We start from the raw sequence: 19,787 nt of genomic DNA on the forward strand, positions 1-19,787 counted from the left end.
TCGGAGATAAATTAAAGTAATGTAGGTATATAAGACCGATTGCTAAAAGAAATCACCCCATTGATTTACGATCAATAGGGTGACTGTGTTTTTATTTAGGTTGATCTGGATAGAGTTCTTTCAAAAACTCAATGGATTGGTTAATAAGTGCTTTTAATATATCCACGTCAATATCTGCAATTTTATTGATATAAACACAGGCTTTTCCGGACGTATGCTTACCTAAGTTCTGAAGTAATTCCTGACGTTTTGTATCACCGGTGGCAAAATAAAGACTAATTTTTGCTTTTCTAGGTGAAAATCCGACGAGCGGTGCATCTCCTTCATGACCTGTTGGATATTTATAGTGATATTTTCCAAACCCGATTATACTTGGACCCCACATTTTGGCGGGATAACCAGATGTCTCAGTAAAAATATCCAATAGTTTATACGCATCTTCACGTTTTTTGGGATTCTCCACGGCTTCAATAAATTCGATTACACTACTGTCGTTTTCCTTGGTCTTCAGCTCGTACATATGAAGATCCTCCTAACTAATCGACTAGTCCTAATGATTTTAATCCATTATAAATACCTGAGTTGGTCACTTTTGTTGTTTTATATTTTGCATATTGAAAAAGATCAGGGTGTCCATTTCCCATCGCAAATCCTTCTCCTACAACACTTAACATTTCCTTATCATTCATGCCATCTCCAAATGCAATTGATGCATCCTTTGGGATATGTAAAAGCTCTAAAATATGCTGTACTGCAATGCCTTTGTTCACATTATCCCGGATTACATCATAGCAATGACGGAGTCCATCAACATTTACTTGTGATAAGTGTATGGAGGGATCTGCTTTTTCATAAAGTGCCGGTTCATTTTCACTTAGATTTATAAGAGTAATTCCGAGTATTTTATCAATTACGTCAATAGAGTAACTATTGTTTTTTTGTAAGTGAAAAGCTGAGATAAACTCTTTTACCACAGGGCTATCCAAGTCTGAAAAAATATTTTCTTCATGTGTATAAAGAACCAGCTCATGTCCGGTTTTCTTTGCAATATTCACATAGCTTTCAACTGTCGTCCTATTCATGGGAGATCTGAAAATATCTTGATTATTGTATATAGCATATGCTCCATTGTAGCCAATAAATGAAGTAATAGTTAATTCCTCTGCTATATGTGAGATCTCATGTAGTGGGCGACCTGTTGCTAGAAAAACCTCAATTCCTTTTTCTTTTACTTCTGCTACAGCTTTTTTGGTTGAGTCTTCAATCGTATCATCTGGTTTGAGAATGGTCCCATCAATGTCCAAAAATAAAACCTTGTAATCTGTCATCGTCGCTTCACAGTCCTTTTATTAGTCTTATCTCTCTTTTCTTTATTCTATCATAGAAAATTTTGTCATTACATTTATCAGAGATATTCATTTTAAAATAATTTATTAAAAAATGAAATTTGATGTTTATTTTTTATTTTAAAGGCAATACTAGAAATCGAAATTATCATCAAACGTGTTTTGATTGATCTAGGAGGAAGTATTGAGATGGCACAAGGTAAAGTAAAATGGTTTAACTCAGAAAAAGGTTTTGGATTTATTGAAGTTGAAGGTGGAGATGATGTATTCGTACATTTCTCTTCAATTCAAGGTGAAGGGTACAAATCACTTGATGAAGGCCAAGAGGTCACTTTTGACATTGAAGAAGGCAACAGAGGACCACAAGCTGCTAACGTTCAAAAAATCTAATGCTAATTAAACCATAATGTAAAGGGACTATGCTCATTGGATATGAGCAAAAGTCCCTTTTGTTTTACTATCATTTCATTGTTAATCGTATAAATATCTTACAAAAAGTGCTTAACTTAGAGCGATGTTACTACTTAATATAAGACTTTGACACATATCCATAGGACTTGCCATACTTAATTTTATGCCATGAACCACTTGTAGTAACAATGGTAACGGTTTGGTTTTTCTTTAAAGAACCTATAACTTTTGCTTTAGTAGAAGCAGCCGAACGGACATTTAGTTTTGTAGCATTCACTTTACCTGTTTTTGTTTTCGCGACAGGTGCAGACTTTTTTACTGAAAAAGATGGTAATGTAGAAGCTCGATTATTGCTGCCATCGACTGCTGCAATCCCTACATAATATGTCCCATTTGCTAATGAGGAGAAATTGTATTCCTTTTTGATTGATCCTGCTTTTATTGATGAATCCCTTAAAACATAATGCAAAATTTTCCCTTGTGCATTTTTAATATAAATTGTGACTTTTCCTGATTCATTAGTGTGAAAGGAAATGGTAGCTTTCTTTTTAGTTTGATCACTTGTTACTTTTACCTGGCTAATGATTGGGGCTTTTTTATCGATTACTGGCTTTTTAGCGGGTGTTGCAGGTTTGACTGGTGTTGTAACAACTGGCTGATTTGTGTCTTTAAGTGGATCTTCTTTCTCGACAGGCTGTATTGTTGTACTATCAGGTGCTTTATCTTTTTGAATGGGCTCTATAGTACTAACAGATGGATCTTCCGTTACAACAGATTGTGGTGAAGTGCCAGGTGTTTGCTGTCTTTCTGCGTAATCTTTGACAATAGTTGTCCCATCATAATAGAAGTTTAAAATCTCGCGATAGGAATGTCCTGCATCTGCGCGGTTTTTTGCACCCCATTGGCTCAAACCAACACCGTGTCCATCTCCAAGACCGAAAAGAGTAAAGCTATCATTTGTTTCTGATTGTTTTGTAACGAGATAACTTAGGATTACCCGGTTTCCAATCATAGCACGAATACGGGTAGCTGGAATGTTTACATATTCGACCTTTTGTAAAACTAGCTCTCCATCTTTATTTACTCGATCTTTTACAAAAAATTCAATCGTGATATCTCCTTTAGAGACTCTGCCGCCTGATGTTGGTGTATGAAGAGTTAGCTTAGGAATTGAAATAATTTTAATATCTTTTCCTGCGTAACCATTTTGCAAAAGCCAAGTTTTCATAGTAGATGTTAGTGAGCGATCCATTTCTGTTGTTGTATTCCACCATAACGAGGGTTTCTTTAAATTTAGTGATGAAGAGTTAATTTGCTGTTTTTTTAATGTGAATTGCCAAGGAGTTTTTGCATCAAAGGTATCTGTTTTAATAGGCAGGTACGATAATGGAGAGCTGCCCCATGCATTTGCATTTGACTCTGTTCGTCCACCATTACTAGCTGAAAAAACAGTGCTCACAAGGCGACCATTTTGTCTTAACACTTCACCATAGGTTTCATTTACTGCAGCATCAGCATTTGGATGCCAAGCATAGCCGCCATATACTTGATAGTTAATTGTATCGTCTATCACACGTGACAGATAACCAACTGCATAACTGCGAGCAGCAACGGCTTGAGACTTGAGTGCTTCTTTGTTCCAGCTTGCCATCATTTCAAATGGAACAACACCTTTTAAATAATCTTCAAGATAGACAGTATTAATTGGACGAATATATTTGTCCTGTTCAACAACAAATCGGAATGATCCAAGATAAGGACGGTTATTGACTTCCAGATAGTTTGTGTATGACACAGGAGTTAGCTCCAGCTGGTCAACGGTTATTAATTTCGTTGATCCATCAAATAATGAGATTTTTCCATTATCAACTTTTGCGATATACGTTTTCTTATCAAGTAAACGTATATGATGATTTGTTATGAAAAACTCACCATGAATTTCTAAAGAAAGCTGGGGTTGATTACCGATATAATTGACAAGCTTTACTTGTACATGAGGCTCTGAAGTAGCTGCTGAAGATTTAGAAAAAGGAAAAATAGAGAAAAATAGGATAATAACCATGAAAAATAAAATATTCCTTTTCAAATATACTCATTCTCCTTAAAAGTTTAATAGTATTACAGGGAGAATCATACAAAAGAGAGGTTAGTAGGAGCAATAGGAGATTAAAGGGAAAAAACCTTATGAAAATGATGACTCAAAATAATAATGGAATTCGAAGAGGATGTTTAAGGATAAGGAAAATAATTAAGCCATACAATTGTACCCTCCTCATATACATATATTTAAGGAGGTTGTACGGTGAAATCGACAATTCAATTCTTCTTTAAACTCATTTATGTACCTATACTTGTGCTGGTCTTCATCTTTTGTTTAATTGGGATCATCATCACTATGCAAGTGACGATTGATTCTTATAGTATTCAAAGAACAATCGGTTCAATGAATACTGAGCAATTATTTGCTCAATTTCTTCAGTCTGAAAATCATTATTTCTATCAAGATTCTGATAACCAATTCATGGATGCTTCCAATATCTCTACTCTGGCTATTCAATTTGCTACAAGTATTAAACCAACTGATGCAAGAACATTTTTAGGGAATGAATTACCGGGTATGAGGCTGTATGATACTGAAATTGCAGTTGCCGGAGAAGGAACAGATTTAACTAATATCCCATTTGAATCACCACCACCAACAGAAGTTCTCTTAAAGGAAAGAAAAGTAGCGGAAGAAAAATTGGCAGGTAGAGAATTAGAGCAAGAAGATCCTGTGACAAATCCTGAGAATAAAACAGTATTTATTTATCAAAGTCACAGTTGGGAGTCTTTTTTGCCTTTATTAAAGGGAGCTACACAACCAAATGATGCGATAAGCTCTGATGAAAGAGCAAATGTAATTGGACTCGGAAGCCGATTAGCTAATAATTTAATGAGAGAAGGAATTGGTGTAGAGCATGACAAAACAAATATGACACAAGAACTACATAGCAAGGGATGGAGCTCTACACAAGCATATACACTTTCAGGTGATATCGTTGAAGAAGCTGCATCAACACAACAGAATGACTTTGTGTACTACTTGGATTTACATCGTGATTCTGCACGTAAAGAAATTACAACTAAGACGATTAATGGAGAAAGTTATGCAAGACTCTATTTTGTTGTTGGGAAAGAAAATAAAGATTATCAGGAAAACCTGGATTTTGCAAAAGAAATTCACCAAAAGTTAGAGGGGAAGTTTCCGGGTATTAGTCGAGGAGTGTTCTTAAAAACAAAAAGTGAAGGCAATGGTGTTTATAATCAAGATGTATCAAATAAAGCGTTATTAGTGGAAATAGGAGGGGTAGACAATCATTTAGATGAATTAGAACGAACAATTGATGCATTTGCAGAGGTGTATGCAGAATCTATTCGCAATGAGCAAAAAGCTAAAGAAGTAAACTCACAGTAAAGCAAGCCGAATTTCCATTCGGCTTGTTTAGTAATATTTAATATTTCCATCGCCGGTTGTTTTCTTCCATGTTTTTCTCATAAATAAACAAACTATCCCTATTAAGGCCACAACCAAAATACTAACAAAAAAACCAGGTCTGATAGCCTTTTCAAGTAAAGTTCCACTGATTGCTGCAAGGATCAATACCAGTCCAAGAATGGCGAGTAGTTTGTTCCAAATCTTGAGCTCCAAGAGTTTAAATGAAGAACACACGATAAACAACCAATTATATAGGAGAAGAATTCCAGCTGCTGTTGTGATATATTCGTAAATTTTACCAGGAAGCAATAATGCTGTAATAATAGAAGCGCTAAGCCCAATCGTCGCAAGCCCTAAAGAAGGTAAAGGCAAGCTTTTGAAATTTAATTTCTTTGAAAAAAGTGCTGGTGCATCTCCATCATTTGCCAGGGTGACAAGTAAATTTGTTACCCCGTACAATGCAGCCGTCATTGTAGAAAATCCGGCAATAATAATCGCTCCATTAAACACGTGTGGGAAAAATGGAAGGTTGAAATTAGCCAGTGCAGTTACAAAAGGGCTTTCCTTGTCATGAAATGCATCGATTGAAGTTAAGGATACTGCCAGTCCGAGCGACAATACATAAACTGTTGTTAAGCTAATAAGCATAAACGTTCCTGCTTTTGGAGCATCTTCTTTATTTTTTAATTGCATGGCCATAATTCCGATAACCTCTATTCCCCCGTATGCATAAAAAGCATAAATGAGAGAAGCGTAAAAACCACGAAATCCCTCAGGAAAAATGTCACCAAGTTTTAAAGGAACTCCTGGTGGCTTCGTACCATCTCCATTGATCCAGCCAACAAGTGCGGCAAATGCAAGGACAATAAACATAAGGATTGCCGAAAATTTCATAATAGCAAATAAATTCTCCATCTTATCAAAGCCTTTTGTTCCTGTTATCACAACTAAAATTGAAAGAATTGCATATCCAGCGGCAAATATCCACAAAGGAACATTAGGGAACCAAAACTGGGATAGAATGGCCAAAGCTGTTAATTGACTACCCATCACAAGAATATTGGAACACCAATAATTCCATCCGCATCCAAACGCTGCCCATTTTCCAAAAGCTTTACCAGCATAATAACAGAATGACCCTTCTTGAGGATCCTGAGCTGTCATTTTAGCTAAAACATTATATACAATATAAGTGCCTAAAGCAGCTAGTAAAAAGGAAAAAACGATTGAAGGTCCGGCAATACTTACTCCGATTGCAGATCCAAGAAAATATCCTGTCCCAATCGTACATCCGATTCCAATTAATGAAAGCTGCCACCACTGTAAATCACCTTGTGTTGATTTTTTCTTTTGCCCTGTATTACTCATCAATAAAACCTCCTCGAACTTCCCTCCGCTTATTGTTGGATAGGATGGGTTTGATTATGTAAAGCAAGAGTAAAATTCGATCGTGTGTGATCAAGTTAGAGGGGAGGGACCCAACCCTTCTTAAAAAAGGTAACCCCACTAAAAAGTCCCCCTTATAGGGGGACAAAAACGATGTTTAAACGAATGAACTAAACGAAAAACCATCGATAGACGCAATTTTCCCCCGCCACCATGTTCCATTTGTATGTGTTATTTCATGTTGGTTTGTTACATATTTTGCATTCTTTAAATGAATAAAGGTAAAAGAATTTTCTTTTTCTTTTGATTCCTTTTCTGCTTCTTGTTGTTTCTGTTTTGCATACTCTTCTTTTAAATCATGAAATTTTTTTGAGATAATTTTAGACATTGTGCTATCCTCAAAGTTTTTTGATGCCTCTGTAACTCCTTCGTAGTAGGCTGTAGCACCAATTAATGTTCCGGATACAATTGAACCGTTTACTGAAAGTGTAATATCTACTTCAATTCCATCTTGTTCAACTAAATCTAAAAACATTAACATGATTGCATCATTTGTACTCATTTGTGTTTGTTCTTTTGCCATTCCTAACACCTCTGATCAATAATATTGGTATAGTTATCATGCCCTTAATTTATAAGTTAAACATCAAATATTTCTTTAAACTGAAAGAGTAAATATTCACTCATAGTGGACAACTTTTTTCATATAATGTACAAGTCCAATAAAAGGAGAGAAAGATATTTGAGTATTAGCATTTTGGTCGGTTATATTTTTTTAGGGTTATCACTTGCTGCTCCAATTGGGCCCGTCAATTCGGCTCGCCTTGATAAAGGAATTAAAAATGGGTTCTGGCACGCATGGATCGTAGGAGCAGGATCAATGATAGCAGATGCTATTTTTATGCTGTTTGTTTACTTAGGAATGGTGAATTTTTTAGATATTCCCTTTGTACAAATTTTTTTATGGTTGTTTGGAGGATTTATTCTTTTATATTCAGGATTTGAAAGTATTTTAGGTGTTAATCGCGTAAATCTTACATACAGCAGAAAAAAAGATTCACTGAGTAAATGTTTTTTTACTGGATTTATGATGTCGATAACAAGTCCTTTATCAATTTTATTTTGGCTAGGGATTTATGGTTCAGTTTTGGCGAAAACTGCACAAGAGAGCGGTACAAGCCAGCTTCTTATTTATAGTTGTATGATATTTGTAGGCCTTACTTTATGGGATATATTTGTTGCTGGACTAACAACAGGCTTTCGAAAACTTTTAAATGATACAAGCTTAAAAATCATATCTATTATTTCAGGATTATCTTTGTTAGGGTTTGGTGGATATTTTGGATATCAAGGCTTAAAAGCGTTATTTGGCTTTTAATGGAGACGATTAATAAATCGTCTATTTTTCTTTTTCTAGACCAAAAATTTATGGTACGATCAAAATAATCAAAAAATTCAGGAGAGTACTTATGGAGAAAATCATAGAGTTAGATCAGGTTTCGTTAAAAAGAAATGGACAGTGGATATTGCAAAATATCAATTGGCACATTAACCAACATGAGAATTGGGTGTTATATGGATTGAATGGGGCTGGGAAAACGGCGCTATTAAACATGCTATGTGCTTATTATTTTCCAACACAAGGTTCTATAAAGGTATTAGATAAGGTCTTTGGCCGCGATTATTTAGCAGAAAAGCTTCGCCAGAAGATTGGACTCGTTTCTTCTAAACTCCAACAAAAATTCTATCCTTCTGACAGTGCTTTTGAAATTGTATTAAGTGGAGCTTTTGCATCGATCGGCTTATATGAAAAGCCTACTGAAGAAATAAGAGAAAAAGCAATTGGATTATTAGAGGAACTGCATTGTCTTCCTTATGCTGATCGGGCATATGAAACTCTTTCCCAAGGAGAAAGACAAAGGGTACTTATTGCCCGCGCGCTAATGGCAGACCCTAAATTACTCATTCTTGATGAGCCTACAACAGGCTTGGATTTTTTAGCCCGTGAGCAGCTATTGGCCTCATTAACTCACATATCAGAAAAGAGCACTGCGCCAACTCTTCTTTATGTTACACACCATGTCGAAGAAATTTTACCAATCTTTACACACACACTGTTTTTAAAAAATGGTCAGGTATTTGATTCTGGTCTAACAAAAGATATGCTTTCAGATGAGAAGCTTACAGAGCTCTTTGAATGTAAAGTATCAGTTACATGGGAAAATGGCCGGGCAACTTTAAAAAAGAAATAAATATTGCTTAACTATGCTTTTTTCTAGCGGATCTTATATTAAGATCATTTCTTTTCACATGAAGGTACAATAAAAAACACTTATTGGTGAAAGAGGACTCTCAGGAAACAGCATAGATCTTTCCGTCATTTAATAAAATGGGAATATGGAGCGATTAACTCCATAGTTTGGTTGGAATAGAGGTGGTTTCATGTGATATTAAAAACGTTTGAAACGAAGCAAATGCTTGAAGCCATTTTAAGTAGCATTGATGAAGCCATTCATGCCGTGAATTACGAAGGAATAACAATATTTTATAATCAGGTGGCTGCAGAACACGATGGTGTTGAGATTGATGAAGTTCTTGGAAGGCATGTGTTAGATGTGTTTCCTTCATTAAGTAAACAAACAAGTACTTTATTAAAGGTTATTGAAACAGGAAGACCTATTTATCAGCAATCCCAAACCTATAAAAATAATAAAGGATTGCTAATAGATACAGTAAATACGACACTGCCGATTAAGGTGGGCGATAAAATAGTTGGAGCAATCGAGATTGCGAAGGATTTCACAAAGGTTAAGCAGCTGTCACAAAAGCTCCTTGAGCTTCAGGAAAAAGTGAATGGACAACAATCTAAGCCTGTAAAAAATACAGGTGCAAAGTACAAGTGGGATGATATTATTACTTCATCAGATGCCATGAAAGATGTCATTGCTCTTGCCAAAAAAGCAGGGAATAGTTCATCACCTGTGATGATATTTGGAGAAACAGGTACCGGGAAAGAACTGCTTGTCCAATCTATCCATCAAGCATCCTCAAGAAAACATGGTCCATTCATAGCCCAAAACTGTTCATCTTTGCCAGACTCTTTACTTGAAAGCATCTTATTCGGAACAAAAAAAGGTAGTTTTACAGGATCGGTTGATCGAGCGGGGTTATTTGAACTGGCTCACAGTGGAACATTATTTCTAGATGAAATTCACACAATGCCACTCGAATTTCAAACAAAGCTTTTGCGTGTATTGGAAGATGGCATCATTCGTCGAGTAGGCGGAACAGACTCATATGCAATTGATGTGCGAATTATCGTGGCTATGAATGAACATCCTTCCATACTTATAAATAAGAAAGCTTTGCGAACAGATTTATATTATCGGCTAAATGTGTTTTTTCTGGAACTTCCACCACTACGAGATCGTAAGGGGGATATAACTTTATTAACACATCACTTTATTCAAAAATATAACTACCTCTTTAATAAACTTGTGATAGGTGTTGAGAAGCATGTACTAGATACATTAAATCAACATGACTGGCCGGGCAATGTAAGAGAACTTGAACATACGATTGAGTTTGCGATGAATATGATCGAAAAAGAAGATTTATTAACTTGTAGACATTTACCTTCATTTATTAAAAAAGAAAAATTGATGGAGAAAGTAAGTATTCAACCTTTAAGGGAAATCGTAGAACAAACCGAAAAAAATATGATTAAACAGGCATTAAACACAACTAACGGTAATGTACTAAAGGCCTCGGTACTTCTGGAAATACCCAGACAAACATTACAATATAAAATGAAGAAATACACGCTTATGTAAAAGTGTTTAGTTGAAAGAAAGGGAGGGATCCAGAGATGGCAAAACCTTATAAGAACGTAAAATTATCAACTTCTGATTATCAACTCGAGCTCTTTCTGGATTATTTTAACAAAAGAATTAGAATTGATCATTACCGGGGAAATATGACACAAATTTTACAGGAGATTAGTCATATTTCTAATGAAGATTTCTGTGAAAAAGTACTATTTTATTCACATCCTGAGCATTGGCAACAATTATTAAGTCATGGATATGAACTCGAAGGAATGATACCTGGATATTTTAGTGGGACTCACAATTATGTTATGACTTTATACACCAAGAATGAAAGAAGAACAAGTCAATACTGGGTGAAAGAAAATGAAATTCTTCAGGATATTAAAAATAAAGAGCCTAACATGAATGATAAGTTAGTACCAACTGATTATAGTTTCCGGAAAGCTGAAGTGGGTGATGCCCGGCAGCTTGCTGAATTATACCGAAAGGTTTTTCAAGTTTATCCAACGCCAATGAATGATCAACAATATGTTAAAACCATGATTGAAGGTGGAACTTATTTTTACCTTGTAGAGTATCAAAATGAAATTGTTAGTGCTGCTTCTGCTGATGTTAACACTATTTATCATAATGCTGAGCTTACAGATTGTGCAACATTAAAAGTTCACAGAAAACATGGACTAATGAAAAAGTTGCTTATGTATTTAGAACAAGATTTGAGAAAAAATGGAATATATTATACTTACTCTTTAGCACGAGCTTTATCATTCGGGATGAATTATGCTTTTTATCAACTTGGATATCAATATTATGGAAGACTCATAAATAATTGCTATATATTCGATAAGCTAGAAGATATGAATATTTGGGGGAAGGATTTATCATCTTAGCAAAAGAAGATGCCGAATTTTCTCCATGCTGCCGAAAATTCAGCGGGGGCAATCTACTAATAGCTGCTGAAATTTTGGCAGCTACTCGATTTGAACCTCCTCTTTCAATCTACGCATAAAACATATGATCTAATTTCAATCTTTTTTGCATAAAAATAACCATGAATTACTAAAAGTTATAACGGTCACCCCTTCACTTTTGTTTTTGGCATAGAATTTGCATATCTATTGTTGATAGCAAAAGTAAGGGGGAAATGATCATGTTATATGATTTATATAAACCAAAGCGTCATTGGAAGGACATTGAGTTGTGGAAGGATGTACCGGAAGAAAAATGGAATGATTGGATTTGGCAATTAACAAATACCATTCGTACACTTGATGATTTGAAAAAAGTTATTGATCTTACTCCTGAAGAAGAAAAAGGAGTTAAAATCTCCACCAAAACGATCCCATTAAATATTACTCCATATTATGCTGCTCTTATGAACCCTACAGATACAAGATGTCCAATTCGGATGCAATCTGTCCCAATTGGCGAAGAAATTCATAAAACGAAATATGACCTAGAGGATCCTTTGGAAGAGGATGAAGATTCACCTGTAGCCGGGTTAACCCATCGTTATCCTGATCGCGTTCTTTTCCTCGTAACCAATCAATGCTCAATGTATTGCCGTTATTGTACTCGTCGAAGATTTTCAGGACAAATCGGCATGGGTGTACCGAAAAAACAATTAGATGCAGCAATTGAGTATATTCGACATACACCTGAGGTACGCGATGTTCTCCTTTCTGGCGGTGATGGCCTACTAATAAATGACAATATACTGGAATATATATTAAAAAATTTACGAGAAATTCCCCACGTAGAAATTATTCGAATTGGTACGAGAGCTCCTGTTGTGTTTCCACAACGAATTACAGAAAATCTTTGTGAAATTTTAAAAAAGTATCATCCGGTTTGGTTGAATACTCATTTTAATACATCAATTGAAATTACCGAAGAATCAAAGCGAGCATGTGAGATGTTGGTGAATGCAGGTGTACCGGTTGGCAACCAGGCTGTTATTTTAGCTGGTATTAATGACAGTGTACCGATTATGAAAAAGCTTATGCATGATTTAGTGAAAATTAGAGTTCGTCCTTATTATATTTATCAATGCGACCTTTCTGAGGGAATTGGTCACTTCCGGGCACCTATATCAAAAGGGCTGGAAATTATAGAAGGGCTGCGGGGGCATACGAGTGGGTATGCTGTACCAACTTTTGTTGTGGATGCCCCTGGTGGAGGTGGAAAAATCACTTTGCAGCCAAACTATTTAATTTCACAAAGTCCAACGAAAACAGTACTGCGAAATTTTGAAGGAGTGATTACAGCATATCCGGAACCGGAAAATTATATTGCAGACAGAGCTGATGATTATTTTAGAGAAATTTATTCTGGCCATGATTTAAAGCCTTCAAAAACAGGGATTACATCATTATTAAATGATGAACAATTTAATCTTGTCCCGAATTCACTTGAGCGTTATAACCGCAGACAAAGCTTTCAACAAAACCCTGCATATTCAACATTAAAAGATAAGCGTGAAAAACGCGATGAATTAAAGGAAAAGAAGTATTTGGCACAGCAAAAGAAGACAGCTCAGGATGAAACGTGAGGTGAAATCTTTACAGATGAAATGTGAATGGTGTGAAGCTGAAGGAGCCAAAGAGAAGGCATGTACGGTTTACTGGGAGTTGCCGGATGGAACAAGAGCGATTGAAATAACTAACACACCTGGTGTCCATTGTTCATTATGTGGGATGGAATATCAAACAGAGAAAACGATTGAAGAACTTGAAGACCAGCTTATGTTAATAGATACAAAGAGATTAAAACATACAATTGAATTTGATGTCTTAATGTCACAACCTAGATTACTAAAAAAGAATTACTTTAAATTTTAAGCTTGTCAGCAAGAGAGTGAGGCGATTGTATGAATCGATCTTTGTTAATCAAGCCGAGTATGAAGGAAGAGTATCCTACTGTGACACATGGTGAAGGAATCTATTTGTATGACAAAGATGGCAAGCGGTATATAGATGGATCTTCAGGAGCAGTGACAACAAGTATTGGTCATGGAGTATCTGAGATAATAGAGGCTATGCATGAGCAAGCAAACAAAGTTTCATTTGTTTATCGCTCACAATTCACATCAGAACCGGCAGAAAAGCTTGCAGTAAAATTAAATGAACTTTTGAATGCTGATGAGGATTATTGGTCCTTTTTTGTGAACAGCGGGTCGGAAGCTACAGAAACAGCGATGAAAATCGCGATTCAACACTGGCAGGAGCAAGGGTATTTTAAGAAAAATAAAATATTGTCCAGATGGGTGAGTTACCACGGAATTACACTTGGTGCTTTATCAATGTCTGGACATGTGAGCCGTCGTGAACGATTTGTATCTATACTTGAAGATTATCCCGCAGTCTCAGCACCATACTGCTATCAATGCTCATTAAAGAAAATATATCCCTCTTGTCAGCTAGCCTGTGCAAATGAAATTGAAACTGCGATAAAAAGAATTGGTCCCGGGCAGATCGCGGCATTTATTGCGGAGCCGATTATTGGGGCGGCAGGTGGTGTGATCATTCCTCCTGATGGATATTATCAGCAAGTTAAAGAAATTTGCAACAAGTATAACATCCTCTTTATTGCCGATGAAGTTATGACAGGAATAGGGCGAACAGGTGAAATGTTTGGTTTACATCATTGGGGAGTACAAGCGGATATTATCGCATTGGGGAAGGGAATGAGTGCAGGCTATACAGCTATTGCGGCCACTTTAGCTAGTGAAAAAGTAATGAAACCAATTCTGCAAGGCTCAAACTCTGTCATGAGCGGTCATACGTATAGTGCAAATCCTCAATCTGCCGCTACAGCCTTGGCTGTTCTTCAATACATTGAAAAATATCAATTAGTTCAAAATGTGAAGGTTCAGGGAGAGTATTTGCTTCAAAAGCTACTTTTTGAATTAGGAGAGTCGAAGATTATAGGGGATATTCGTGGGATAGGTCTAATGATTGGTGTTGAATTTGTATCCGATAAGTCAACAAAACGACCATTTGATAAAAAGCTCATGATAACGAATAAGATCGTAGGAAAGGCAAGAGAAAAAGGCTTGCTCGTTTATCCATCCTCAGCCGGCCAAGAAGGTGCCCATGGTGATGCCATTATTATTTCACCACCGTTTATTATTACGAAAAGTCAAATGGATGAACTTGTTTCCATATTAAAGGAAGTAGTATTAGAGATTCAAAAAGAAGTAGGAGGTGTCGGACATGACGGAACAAACACACCAGATGAAAAGAATGAATAAAGTAGGCACCTTAGATGAAGCTTTATCCTATATTCACAGTGGCTGTTCCCTCATGTTTGGAGGCTTTGGCGGTGTTGGTAATCCCCCGACTTTAATTAATGGCATACTTCAGAAAGGTGTAAAGGACCTAACATTAATTGGCAATGATGCGGGTTTTCCTACTATTGGGATTGGAAAATTGGTAAGTCAGGGAAAAGCTAAAAAGCTAATCGTTTCTCATATTGGTTCAAATCCTATTGCAGGTCAGCTCATGATGGAAGGGAAAATGGAAGTGGAGTTTTCACCACAGGGAACACTCGCCGAGAGGATTCGTGCAGGAGGAGTTGGTCTAGCAGGAATTTTAACAGACATAGGGCTTGATAGTATGATCGAAAGAGGAAAGCAAAAAATCTTAGTCGATGGAAAGGAATTTTTAGTAGAAACTGCACTAACTGCCGATATTTCCATTGTTTATGCAAAAAAAGCCGATACTTTCGGAAACGTACTCTATGAAACGAGTGCGAGAAACACAAATCCTTTAGTAGCTATGGCGGGTCAGTATACGATTGTTGAAGCAGAAGAAATTGTCGAACGTGGTGAACTAGATCCGGAACATATTATAACCCCGGGTATTTATGTGGATATGGTGATAAATAGCCAGGGAATTGATTGGAAATGGGCCTGGGAATGATAGGGAGAGTGATGGAATTGTGAATTCACTTGATGAACGGAATCGCTTGGCAAAGAGGGCAGCTCAGGAAATTAAAGAGGGTATGATTGTCAACTTAGGGATTGGTATCCCGTCCCTTGTACCGAATCATCTATCACCGCACCTCCAAGTTATGTTTCATGCGGAAAATGGAATTCTCGGCATGGGTGGATCACCTGAAAAGGGTATGGAAAATCCAACATTATGTAATGCAGGAGGCTTTCCGGTTACCGTTGTTTCAGGAGCTTCCTATTTTGATAGTTCAACAGCTTTTGGCATGATTCGGTCGGGATATTTAGATATTACGATTTTAGGAGGACTTGAAGTTAGTCAGAAAGGAGATTTAGCTAACTGGATTGTCCCAGGAAAAAGAGTTCCAGGAATTGGTGGAGCAATGGAACTTGCGAAAAAGGCAAAGCGTGTCATTGTATTAATGAATCATTGTAATAAAAAAGGTGAATCGAAAATTGTAAAAGAATGTACTTTACCATTAACTGCTAAAGAGTGTGTCAGCTTAATCATTACAGAAATGGGAGTAATGGAAGTAACAGAACAAGGGTTACTATTAACAGAAGTCATGGCGCCATTTACAGTTCATGATGTGATGTCAAAAACAAATGCACCTCTGCAAATCTCAGACGAAATAAAGGTTATTGGTATATAAAAGAGATGAGGGATGAAGGGTGACTGATGAAAAGCATATGCTTCGAGAACAAATTCATCATTGGCTGCAACATAACCGTGACCATGGAATAGAATTGCTGCAAAAGCTCGTTCAAGCCAACAGTACACAAGGAAATGAGCAATATGCGCAAACCATTGTCATTGAAAAACTTAGAAAGATTGGGTTAAAAGTGGAAGTGTGGGAGCCTGATGGGAAATTTCTAGCAACACATCCGTACTTTGCTTCACCCCGGAAGGATTTTAAAGGCAGTCCCAATGTTGTCGGTATATTAAAAGGCACGGGTGAGGGCCGCTCAATTATATTAAATGGTCATATTGATGTTGTACCTGAGGGAGATAATGCACAGTGGGATCATCAACCATATAGCGGGAAAGTGATAGCAGGAAAACTTTACGGACGTGGTGCAACAGATATGAAGGGGGGGAATGTTTCTCTCCTTTTAGCCTTATCAGCCATTCGTGCTCTTGGAATACCTTTAAAAGGAGATGTTATATTTCAGAGTGTCATTGAAGAAGAAAGTGGAGGGGCTGGGACACTTGCTGCTATTTTAAAGGGATATAAAGCGGATGCAGCGATTATTCCGGAACCGACTAATATGAAAATTTTCCCAAAACAACAAGGGTCTATGTGGTTTCGGTTAATCGTCAAGGGAAGATCTGCACATGGGGGAACACGTTACGAGGGAGTTTGTGCAATTGAGAAAGCTATGCTTGTTGTGGAACATATAAGAGAGTTGGAGAAACGAAGAAATGAGAGAATACATGATCCTCTATATGAAAAAATTCCAATCCCAATTCCAATCAATATCGGAAAGATAGTAGGAGGTGATTGGCCATCCTCTGTTGCTGACCTTGTGAAATTAGAAGGAAGAATGGGCATTTCTCCAGATGAAACAATGAATCATGCTAAGATGGAACTAGAGACCTGGATCAAGGAGCTTAAGAATATTGATCAATGGTTTAATGATTACCCGATTTCACTAGAATGGTTTGGTGCACGATGGGTACCAGGGTCAGTAGATCTTAGTCATGAAATGATCAAAACATTATCAGCTAGTTATTCTGAAGTAATAGGGAAAGAGCCTGTCATTGAAGCATCACCATGGGGCACTGATGGTGGTTTGTTAACACAGGTAGGGTCAACCCCGACAATTGTCTTCGGACCTGGTGTGACAGAGAAAGCCCATTTTCCAAATGAATATGTTGAAATAGACAAAGTGTTTGAAGCAGCAGAGATTATTGCATTAACGGTAGTTGACTGGTGCGGAGTAGAGCGTTAGTAAAAAACATTTGATAGAGGCGGACTTTACATGGTCGGTCTCTTGATTTTTTGTTAAACATGGAACTTATTGAATTGTACTCTTCTTGTCAATTCCCAATAATGAATTACTCAATTTTGTAAAAATTATCCTGTGGAATCACCTCCTTTTCCTGCTTGTGAAAGGTATAATTATAAGTAAAGGAGGGTGTATCTGATGAGTATAATATCCAAACGAAATTTGAGCATATTTAGTTTTTTACTATTTTTCATTATTGCCTCCAATACAATTCTTTACCGTGTACCCCTTGCGCAACCGCTTCCTGATGGGATTGCTTTGGCAACTTTATTCGATTGTATGATTGTCATTCCTCTTATAACATATCTATTCATTCTTAGAAAGCGCTTCTCTTTAAAATATATACTTCCAGTTGCATTAGCAGGTTATGGTGTAGCACTCCTCATTGTCCCAAATGGTTTATTGTGATCATATTCATTTATCAAATATATTCTCTTTACAGGAGAGGGGGCATTCATTCTTCTTGAGTTGTTTGTTGTCTATAAAATTGTGATCAAATTTCTTTCTATTATTAAGGGCTTAAAACAAGATAAACCGACAGAAATTCCTGTATTTTCATATAGATTTGAAATCGAGCTGAAAAGAAAATTAAAGCCATCTCGTTTTTTAGAGGTCATTACATCTGAGTTAACAATGTTTTATTATAGCTTCTTTACCTGGAATAAAAAGGGGCTTCCGAATACTAATGATTCAAACATGTTTACCTATCATAAAAAAACGAGTGCTATTGCTTTCTCAGTCATGCTTATTCATGCTTTAATCCTTGAATCGGTAGGGTTTCATTTTTTGCTGCATTCTTGGAATGAGATGATAAGCTACGTTTTGCTTGTGATGAATCTTTACACGCTTGTTTATTTGATTGCTGATATTCAAGCTATTCGACTTAGTCCGTTTATACTAACAAAAAATCTTCTTTATATACAGGTTGGAATAAAAGCGAAGTTGGTCGTGCCGTTTGAAATGATAAAAGAGATTAGCTATTACAAAGGTCCTGAGAAATTGTCGAAGGAAGAAAGTAAACAAGTATTTGATGCAGTATTAGCAGATTTTATGAAGGAGAAACCTATTTTTGAAATTGAATTTTATCAACCTCAAGACGTAAGATGTATGTACGGTTTTAAGAAAAAAGTAACAAAAGTTCATCTTTCACCGGACGAACCGGAAAAGTTTTATGAAATGTTAGTAATGAGAATGGAAGATTTGGGATAAATCAAAAGGGACTGTCTATAAAAGGGGCTGTTGACAAAGGGGAATAGATATTGTGCTAATCTCATTTGTCAACAGTTCCATCTAAGGACAGTCCCATTAGCATAAGTGTATTAACTAGCTGTTATTTTCGTTATTTCGTATAAGGTAATCTGCTCTATTGGACGAAGCAGATGTTCATGCAGTATGACTGTTTTAGAAGAATAAGCAATATGTTCTTCACAAGTATGAACGAAATCTTGATAAAAGGTGAGGAAGCATTTTGCATGATGAATATTACTCTCTGAAAAAATGCCGGAGCGGTTGAAGATCACATTTTCATATTTTAATGCAGTTCGTCTAATCGGTTTAAGCAGTTTTTTTATATCACGTAAACGATAAGTATGGCGAAGCTGCTCAGTTAATTGTTTGGCATCATGGTGTAGTTGGGATTGTATTTTATCATTCACATTTTTGATATTAACAGGCATTGTATCTTCTAATATAATTTTTTGAACCATAATCAGATCAGACTGAAGAGGTTTATTCATAAAGGTTTGAAAGATACGGAAAGTGTTAAAAGCATCATACATTGGATTATGCCTGTCACCTATAAATTCTAAATCATAAAGGTTTAGAGCATCTTCAACTGATACTGGATTTTTGGTAACCCGTTCTGTGAATACCTTCTGAAAATCGGTGTACCGCTGCTCAATCTTTTTTAGCGTTCTCTCGGGAATTTCATGTCTTATTGCGTCCATTTTTAAGCGAAAGAGGTCACTTGGAGACCATGAAAAATACTTTGATTTCTTAATTCCGCCAATCCACTCAAGAAACTCGGTAAAAACTTCTATAAAATTAGCTGCATCAGCTAAGTCATGATCACTTATTCCTGTCAGGGTTTTACAAAAGTCAGTTAATGGCTCGGTGCTTTGGGGACGAATAAATTGATCAAAATATGATACTTCCTCAGTCTCAAGTTCATATTTAACAGCACCTAAACGAATGGCCTCCATCGCTTCGAAAGCCATCCCTGTATCCGAGCACAACATTTCAAAGTCAAAGAAAACAAATTGCTTGATGTCCGCCATTCATATTCCCCCTCTCAACAGGTAATTATATGTGGCTTGTGGAGGAATTGGTAGATACAAATTTTGTTAAATAATTTGCGAGTTTTGCAATGTATCAACATG

At 36.5% G+C, this 19,787-nt stretch carries 20 protein-coding genes; 14 read left to right on the plus strand and 6 right to left on the minus strand.

Features of this window, described 5'->3' with window-relative positions; translation table 11 throughout:
- Positions 1 to 91: 91 nt before the first annotated feature.
- Both LC095_RS08155 and LC095_RS08160 read right to left on the minus strand, forming a co-directional pair.
- On the minus strand, positions 92 to 520 hold the full coding sequence (locus tag LC095_RS08155) for a DUF1801 domain-containing protein (RefSeq protein ID WP_226527709.1): 429 nt from the start codon (positions 518 to 520) through the stop codon (positions 92 to 94).
- 16 nt (positions 521 to 536) lie between these two features.
- On the minus strand, positions 537 to 1,328 hold the full coding sequence (locus tag LC095_RS08160; RefSeq protein ID WP_226527710.1) for a Cof-type HAD-IIB family hydrolase: 792 nt from the start codon (positions 1,326 to 1,328) through the stop codon (positions 537 to 539).
- A gap of 207 nt (positions 1,329 to 1,535) precedes the next feature.
- Between LC095_RS08160 and LC095_RS08165 the strand changes: the two genes are divergently transcribed.
- A complete protein-coding gene (locus LC095_RS08165) occupies positions 1,536 to 1,736 on the plus strand; it encodes a cold-shock protein (RefSeq protein WP_026562521.1) in 201 nt (66 codons plus the stop codon).
- Positions 1,737 to 1,866: 130 nt separating this feature from the next.
- On the opposite strand, the gene LC095_RS08170 is transcribed toward LC095_RS08165, so the two are convergent.
- Positions 1,867 to 3,843 carry a SpoIID/LytB domain-containing protein gene (locus tag LC095_RS08170; protein ID WP_226527711.1) on the minus strand — a complete coding sequence of 659 codons (1,977 nt, stop codon included), beginning with the start codon at positions 3,841 to 3,843 and terminating at the stop codon, positions 1,867 to 1,869.
- Between the two features lie 216 nt (positions 3,844 to 4,059).
- Between LC095_RS08170 and spoIIP the strand changes: the two genes are divergently transcribed.
- Positions 4,060 to 5,211 carry a stage II sporulation protein P gene (gene spoIIP, locus LC095_RS08175; protein WP_226527712.1) on the plus strand — a complete coding sequence of 384 codons (1,152 nt, stop codon included), beginning with the start codon at positions 4,060 to 4,062 and terminating at the stop codon, positions 5,209 to 5,211.
- A gap of 27 nt (positions 5,212 to 5,238) precedes the next feature.
- Here spoIIP and LC095_RS08180 read toward each other — a convergent pair whose 3' ends face one another.
- Both LC095_RS08180 and gvpU read right to left on the minus strand, forming a co-directional pair.
- Positions 5,239 to 6,600 carry an amino acid permease gene (locus tag LC095_RS08180; RefSeq protein ID WP_226527713.1) on the minus strand — a complete coding sequence of 454 codons (1,362 nt, stop codon included), beginning with the start codon at positions 6,598 to 6,600 and terminating at the stop codon, positions 5,239 to 5,241.
- 175 nt (positions 6,601 to 6,775) lie between these two features.
- Positions 6,776 to 7,201 (minus strand): gas vesicle accessory protein GvpU, encoded by a 426-nt coding sequence (gene gvpU / locus LC095_RS08185; RefSeq protein ID WP_226527714.1) that lies wholly within the window; start codon positions 7,199 to 7,201, stop codon positions 6,776 to 6,778.
- Positions 7,202 to 7,360: 159 nt separating this feature from the next.
- On the opposite strand from gvpU, the gene LC095_RS08190 reads away from it, so the two are divergent.
- The 12 genes from LC095_RS08190 to LC095_RS08245 all read left to right on the plus strand — a co-directional run bounded on the left by LC095_RS08190 (position 7,361) and on the right by LC095_RS08245 (position 18,618).
- On the plus strand, positions 7,361 to 7,996 hold the full coding sequence (locus LC095_RS08190; RefSeq protein ID WP_226527715.1) for a LysE family transporter: 636 nt from the start codon (positions 7,361 to 7,363) through the stop codon (positions 7,994 to 7,996).
- Positions 7,997 to 8,087: 91 nt separating this feature from the next.
- Positions 8,088 to 8,870: an ABC transporter ATP-binding protein gene (locus tag LC095_RS08195; RefSeq protein ID WP_226527716.1), complete on the plus strand. Its 783-nt coding sequence runs from the start codon at positions 8,088 to 8,090 to the stop codon at positions 8,868 to 8,870.
- 192 nt (positions 8,871 to 9,062) lie between these two features.
- Positions 9,063 to 10,451: a sigma-54 interaction domain-containing protein gene (locus LC095_RS08200; RefSeq protein WP_319005780.1), complete on the plus strand. Its 1,389-nt coding sequence runs from the start codon at positions 9,063 to 9,065 to the stop codon at positions 10,449 to 10,451.
- Between the two features lie 35 nt (positions 10,452 to 10,486).
- Positions 10,487 to 11,338 carry a putative beta-lysine N-acetyltransferase gene (ablB, locus tag LC095_RS08205; protein WP_226527717.1) on the plus strand — a complete coding sequence of 284 codons (852 nt, stop codon included), beginning with the start codon at positions 10,487 to 10,489 and terminating at the stop codon, positions 11,336 to 11,338.
- A gap of 260 nt (positions 11,339 to 11,598) precedes the next feature.
- Positions 11,599 to 12,999, plus strand: coding sequence for a lysine 2,3-aminomutase (gene ablA, locus LC095_RS08210; RefSeq protein WP_226527718.1), 1,401 nt, complete (start codon positions 11,599 to 11,601; stop codon positions 12,997 to 12,999).
- A gap of 16 nt (positions 13,000 to 13,015) precedes the next feature.
- Positions 13,016 to 13,288, plus strand: coding sequence for a YokU family protein (locus tag LC095_RS08215; RefSeq protein WP_226527836.1), 273 nt, complete (start codon positions 13,016 to 13,018; stop codon positions 13,286 to 13,288).
- A gap of 29 nt (positions 13,289 to 13,317) precedes the next feature.
- Positions 13,318 to 14,700, plus strand: coding sequence for an aspartate aminotransferase family protein (locus tag LC095_RS08220; protein WP_226527719.1), 1,383 nt, complete (start codon positions 13,318 to 13,320; stop codon positions 14,698 to 14,700).
- Positions 14,663 to 15,370, plus strand: a complete 708-nt coding sequence (locus LC095_RS08225) for a CoA transferase subunit A (RefSeq protein WP_226527720.1) — start codon at positions 14,663 to 14,665, stop codon at positions 15,368 to 15,370. Before LC095_RS08220 ends, LC095_RS08225 begins: the two co-directional genes overlap by 38 nt.
- A gap of 19 nt (positions 15,371 to 15,389) precedes the next feature.
- Positions 15,390 to 16,052: a 3-oxoacid CoA-transferase subunit B gene (locus tag LC095_RS08230; RefSeq protein ID WP_413467471.1), complete on the plus strand. Its 663-nt coding sequence runs from the start codon at positions 15,390 to 15,392 to the stop codon at positions 16,050 to 16,052.
- Between the two features lie 37 nt (positions 16,053 to 16,089).
- Positions 16,090 to 17,352, plus strand: a complete 1,263-nt coding sequence (locus LC095_RS08235; RefSeq protein ID WP_264195975.1) for a peptidase — start codon at positions 16,090 to 16,092, stop codon at positions 17,350 to 17,352.
- A gap of 195 nt (positions 17,353 to 17,547) precedes the next feature.
- A complete protein-coding gene (locus tag LC095_RS08240) occupies positions 17,548 to 17,817 on the plus strand; it encodes a hypothetical protein (RefSeq protein ID WP_226527722.1) in 270 nt (89 codons plus the stop codon).
- Between the two features lie 60 nt (positions 17,818 to 17,877).
- The gene (locus LC095_RS08245; RefSeq protein ID WP_226527723.1) at positions 17,878 to 18,618 is read left to right on the plus strand and encodes a hypothetical protein; all 741 of its coding nucleotides are present in this window, start codon (positions 17,878 to 17,880) and stop codon (positions 18,616 to 18,618) included.
- A gap of 110 nt (positions 18,619 to 18,728) precedes the next feature.
- Here LC095_RS08245 and LC095_RS08250 read toward each other — a convergent pair whose 3' ends face one another.
- Complete coding sequence (locus LC095_RS08250) at positions 18,729 to 19,685, minus strand: 3'-5' exonuclease (RefSeq protein ID WP_226527724.1); 957 nt, start codon at positions 19,683 to 19,685, stop codon at positions 18,729 to 18,731.
- Positions 19,686 to 19,787 lie beyond the last annotated feature (102 nt).

The sequence above is a fragment of the Metabacillus niabensis genome (genome assembly GCF_020524345.1).
In the GTDB taxonomy this organism is placed as follows: Bacteria; Bacillota; Bacilli; order Bacillales; family Bacillaceae; genus Metabacillus; species Metabacillus niabensis_B.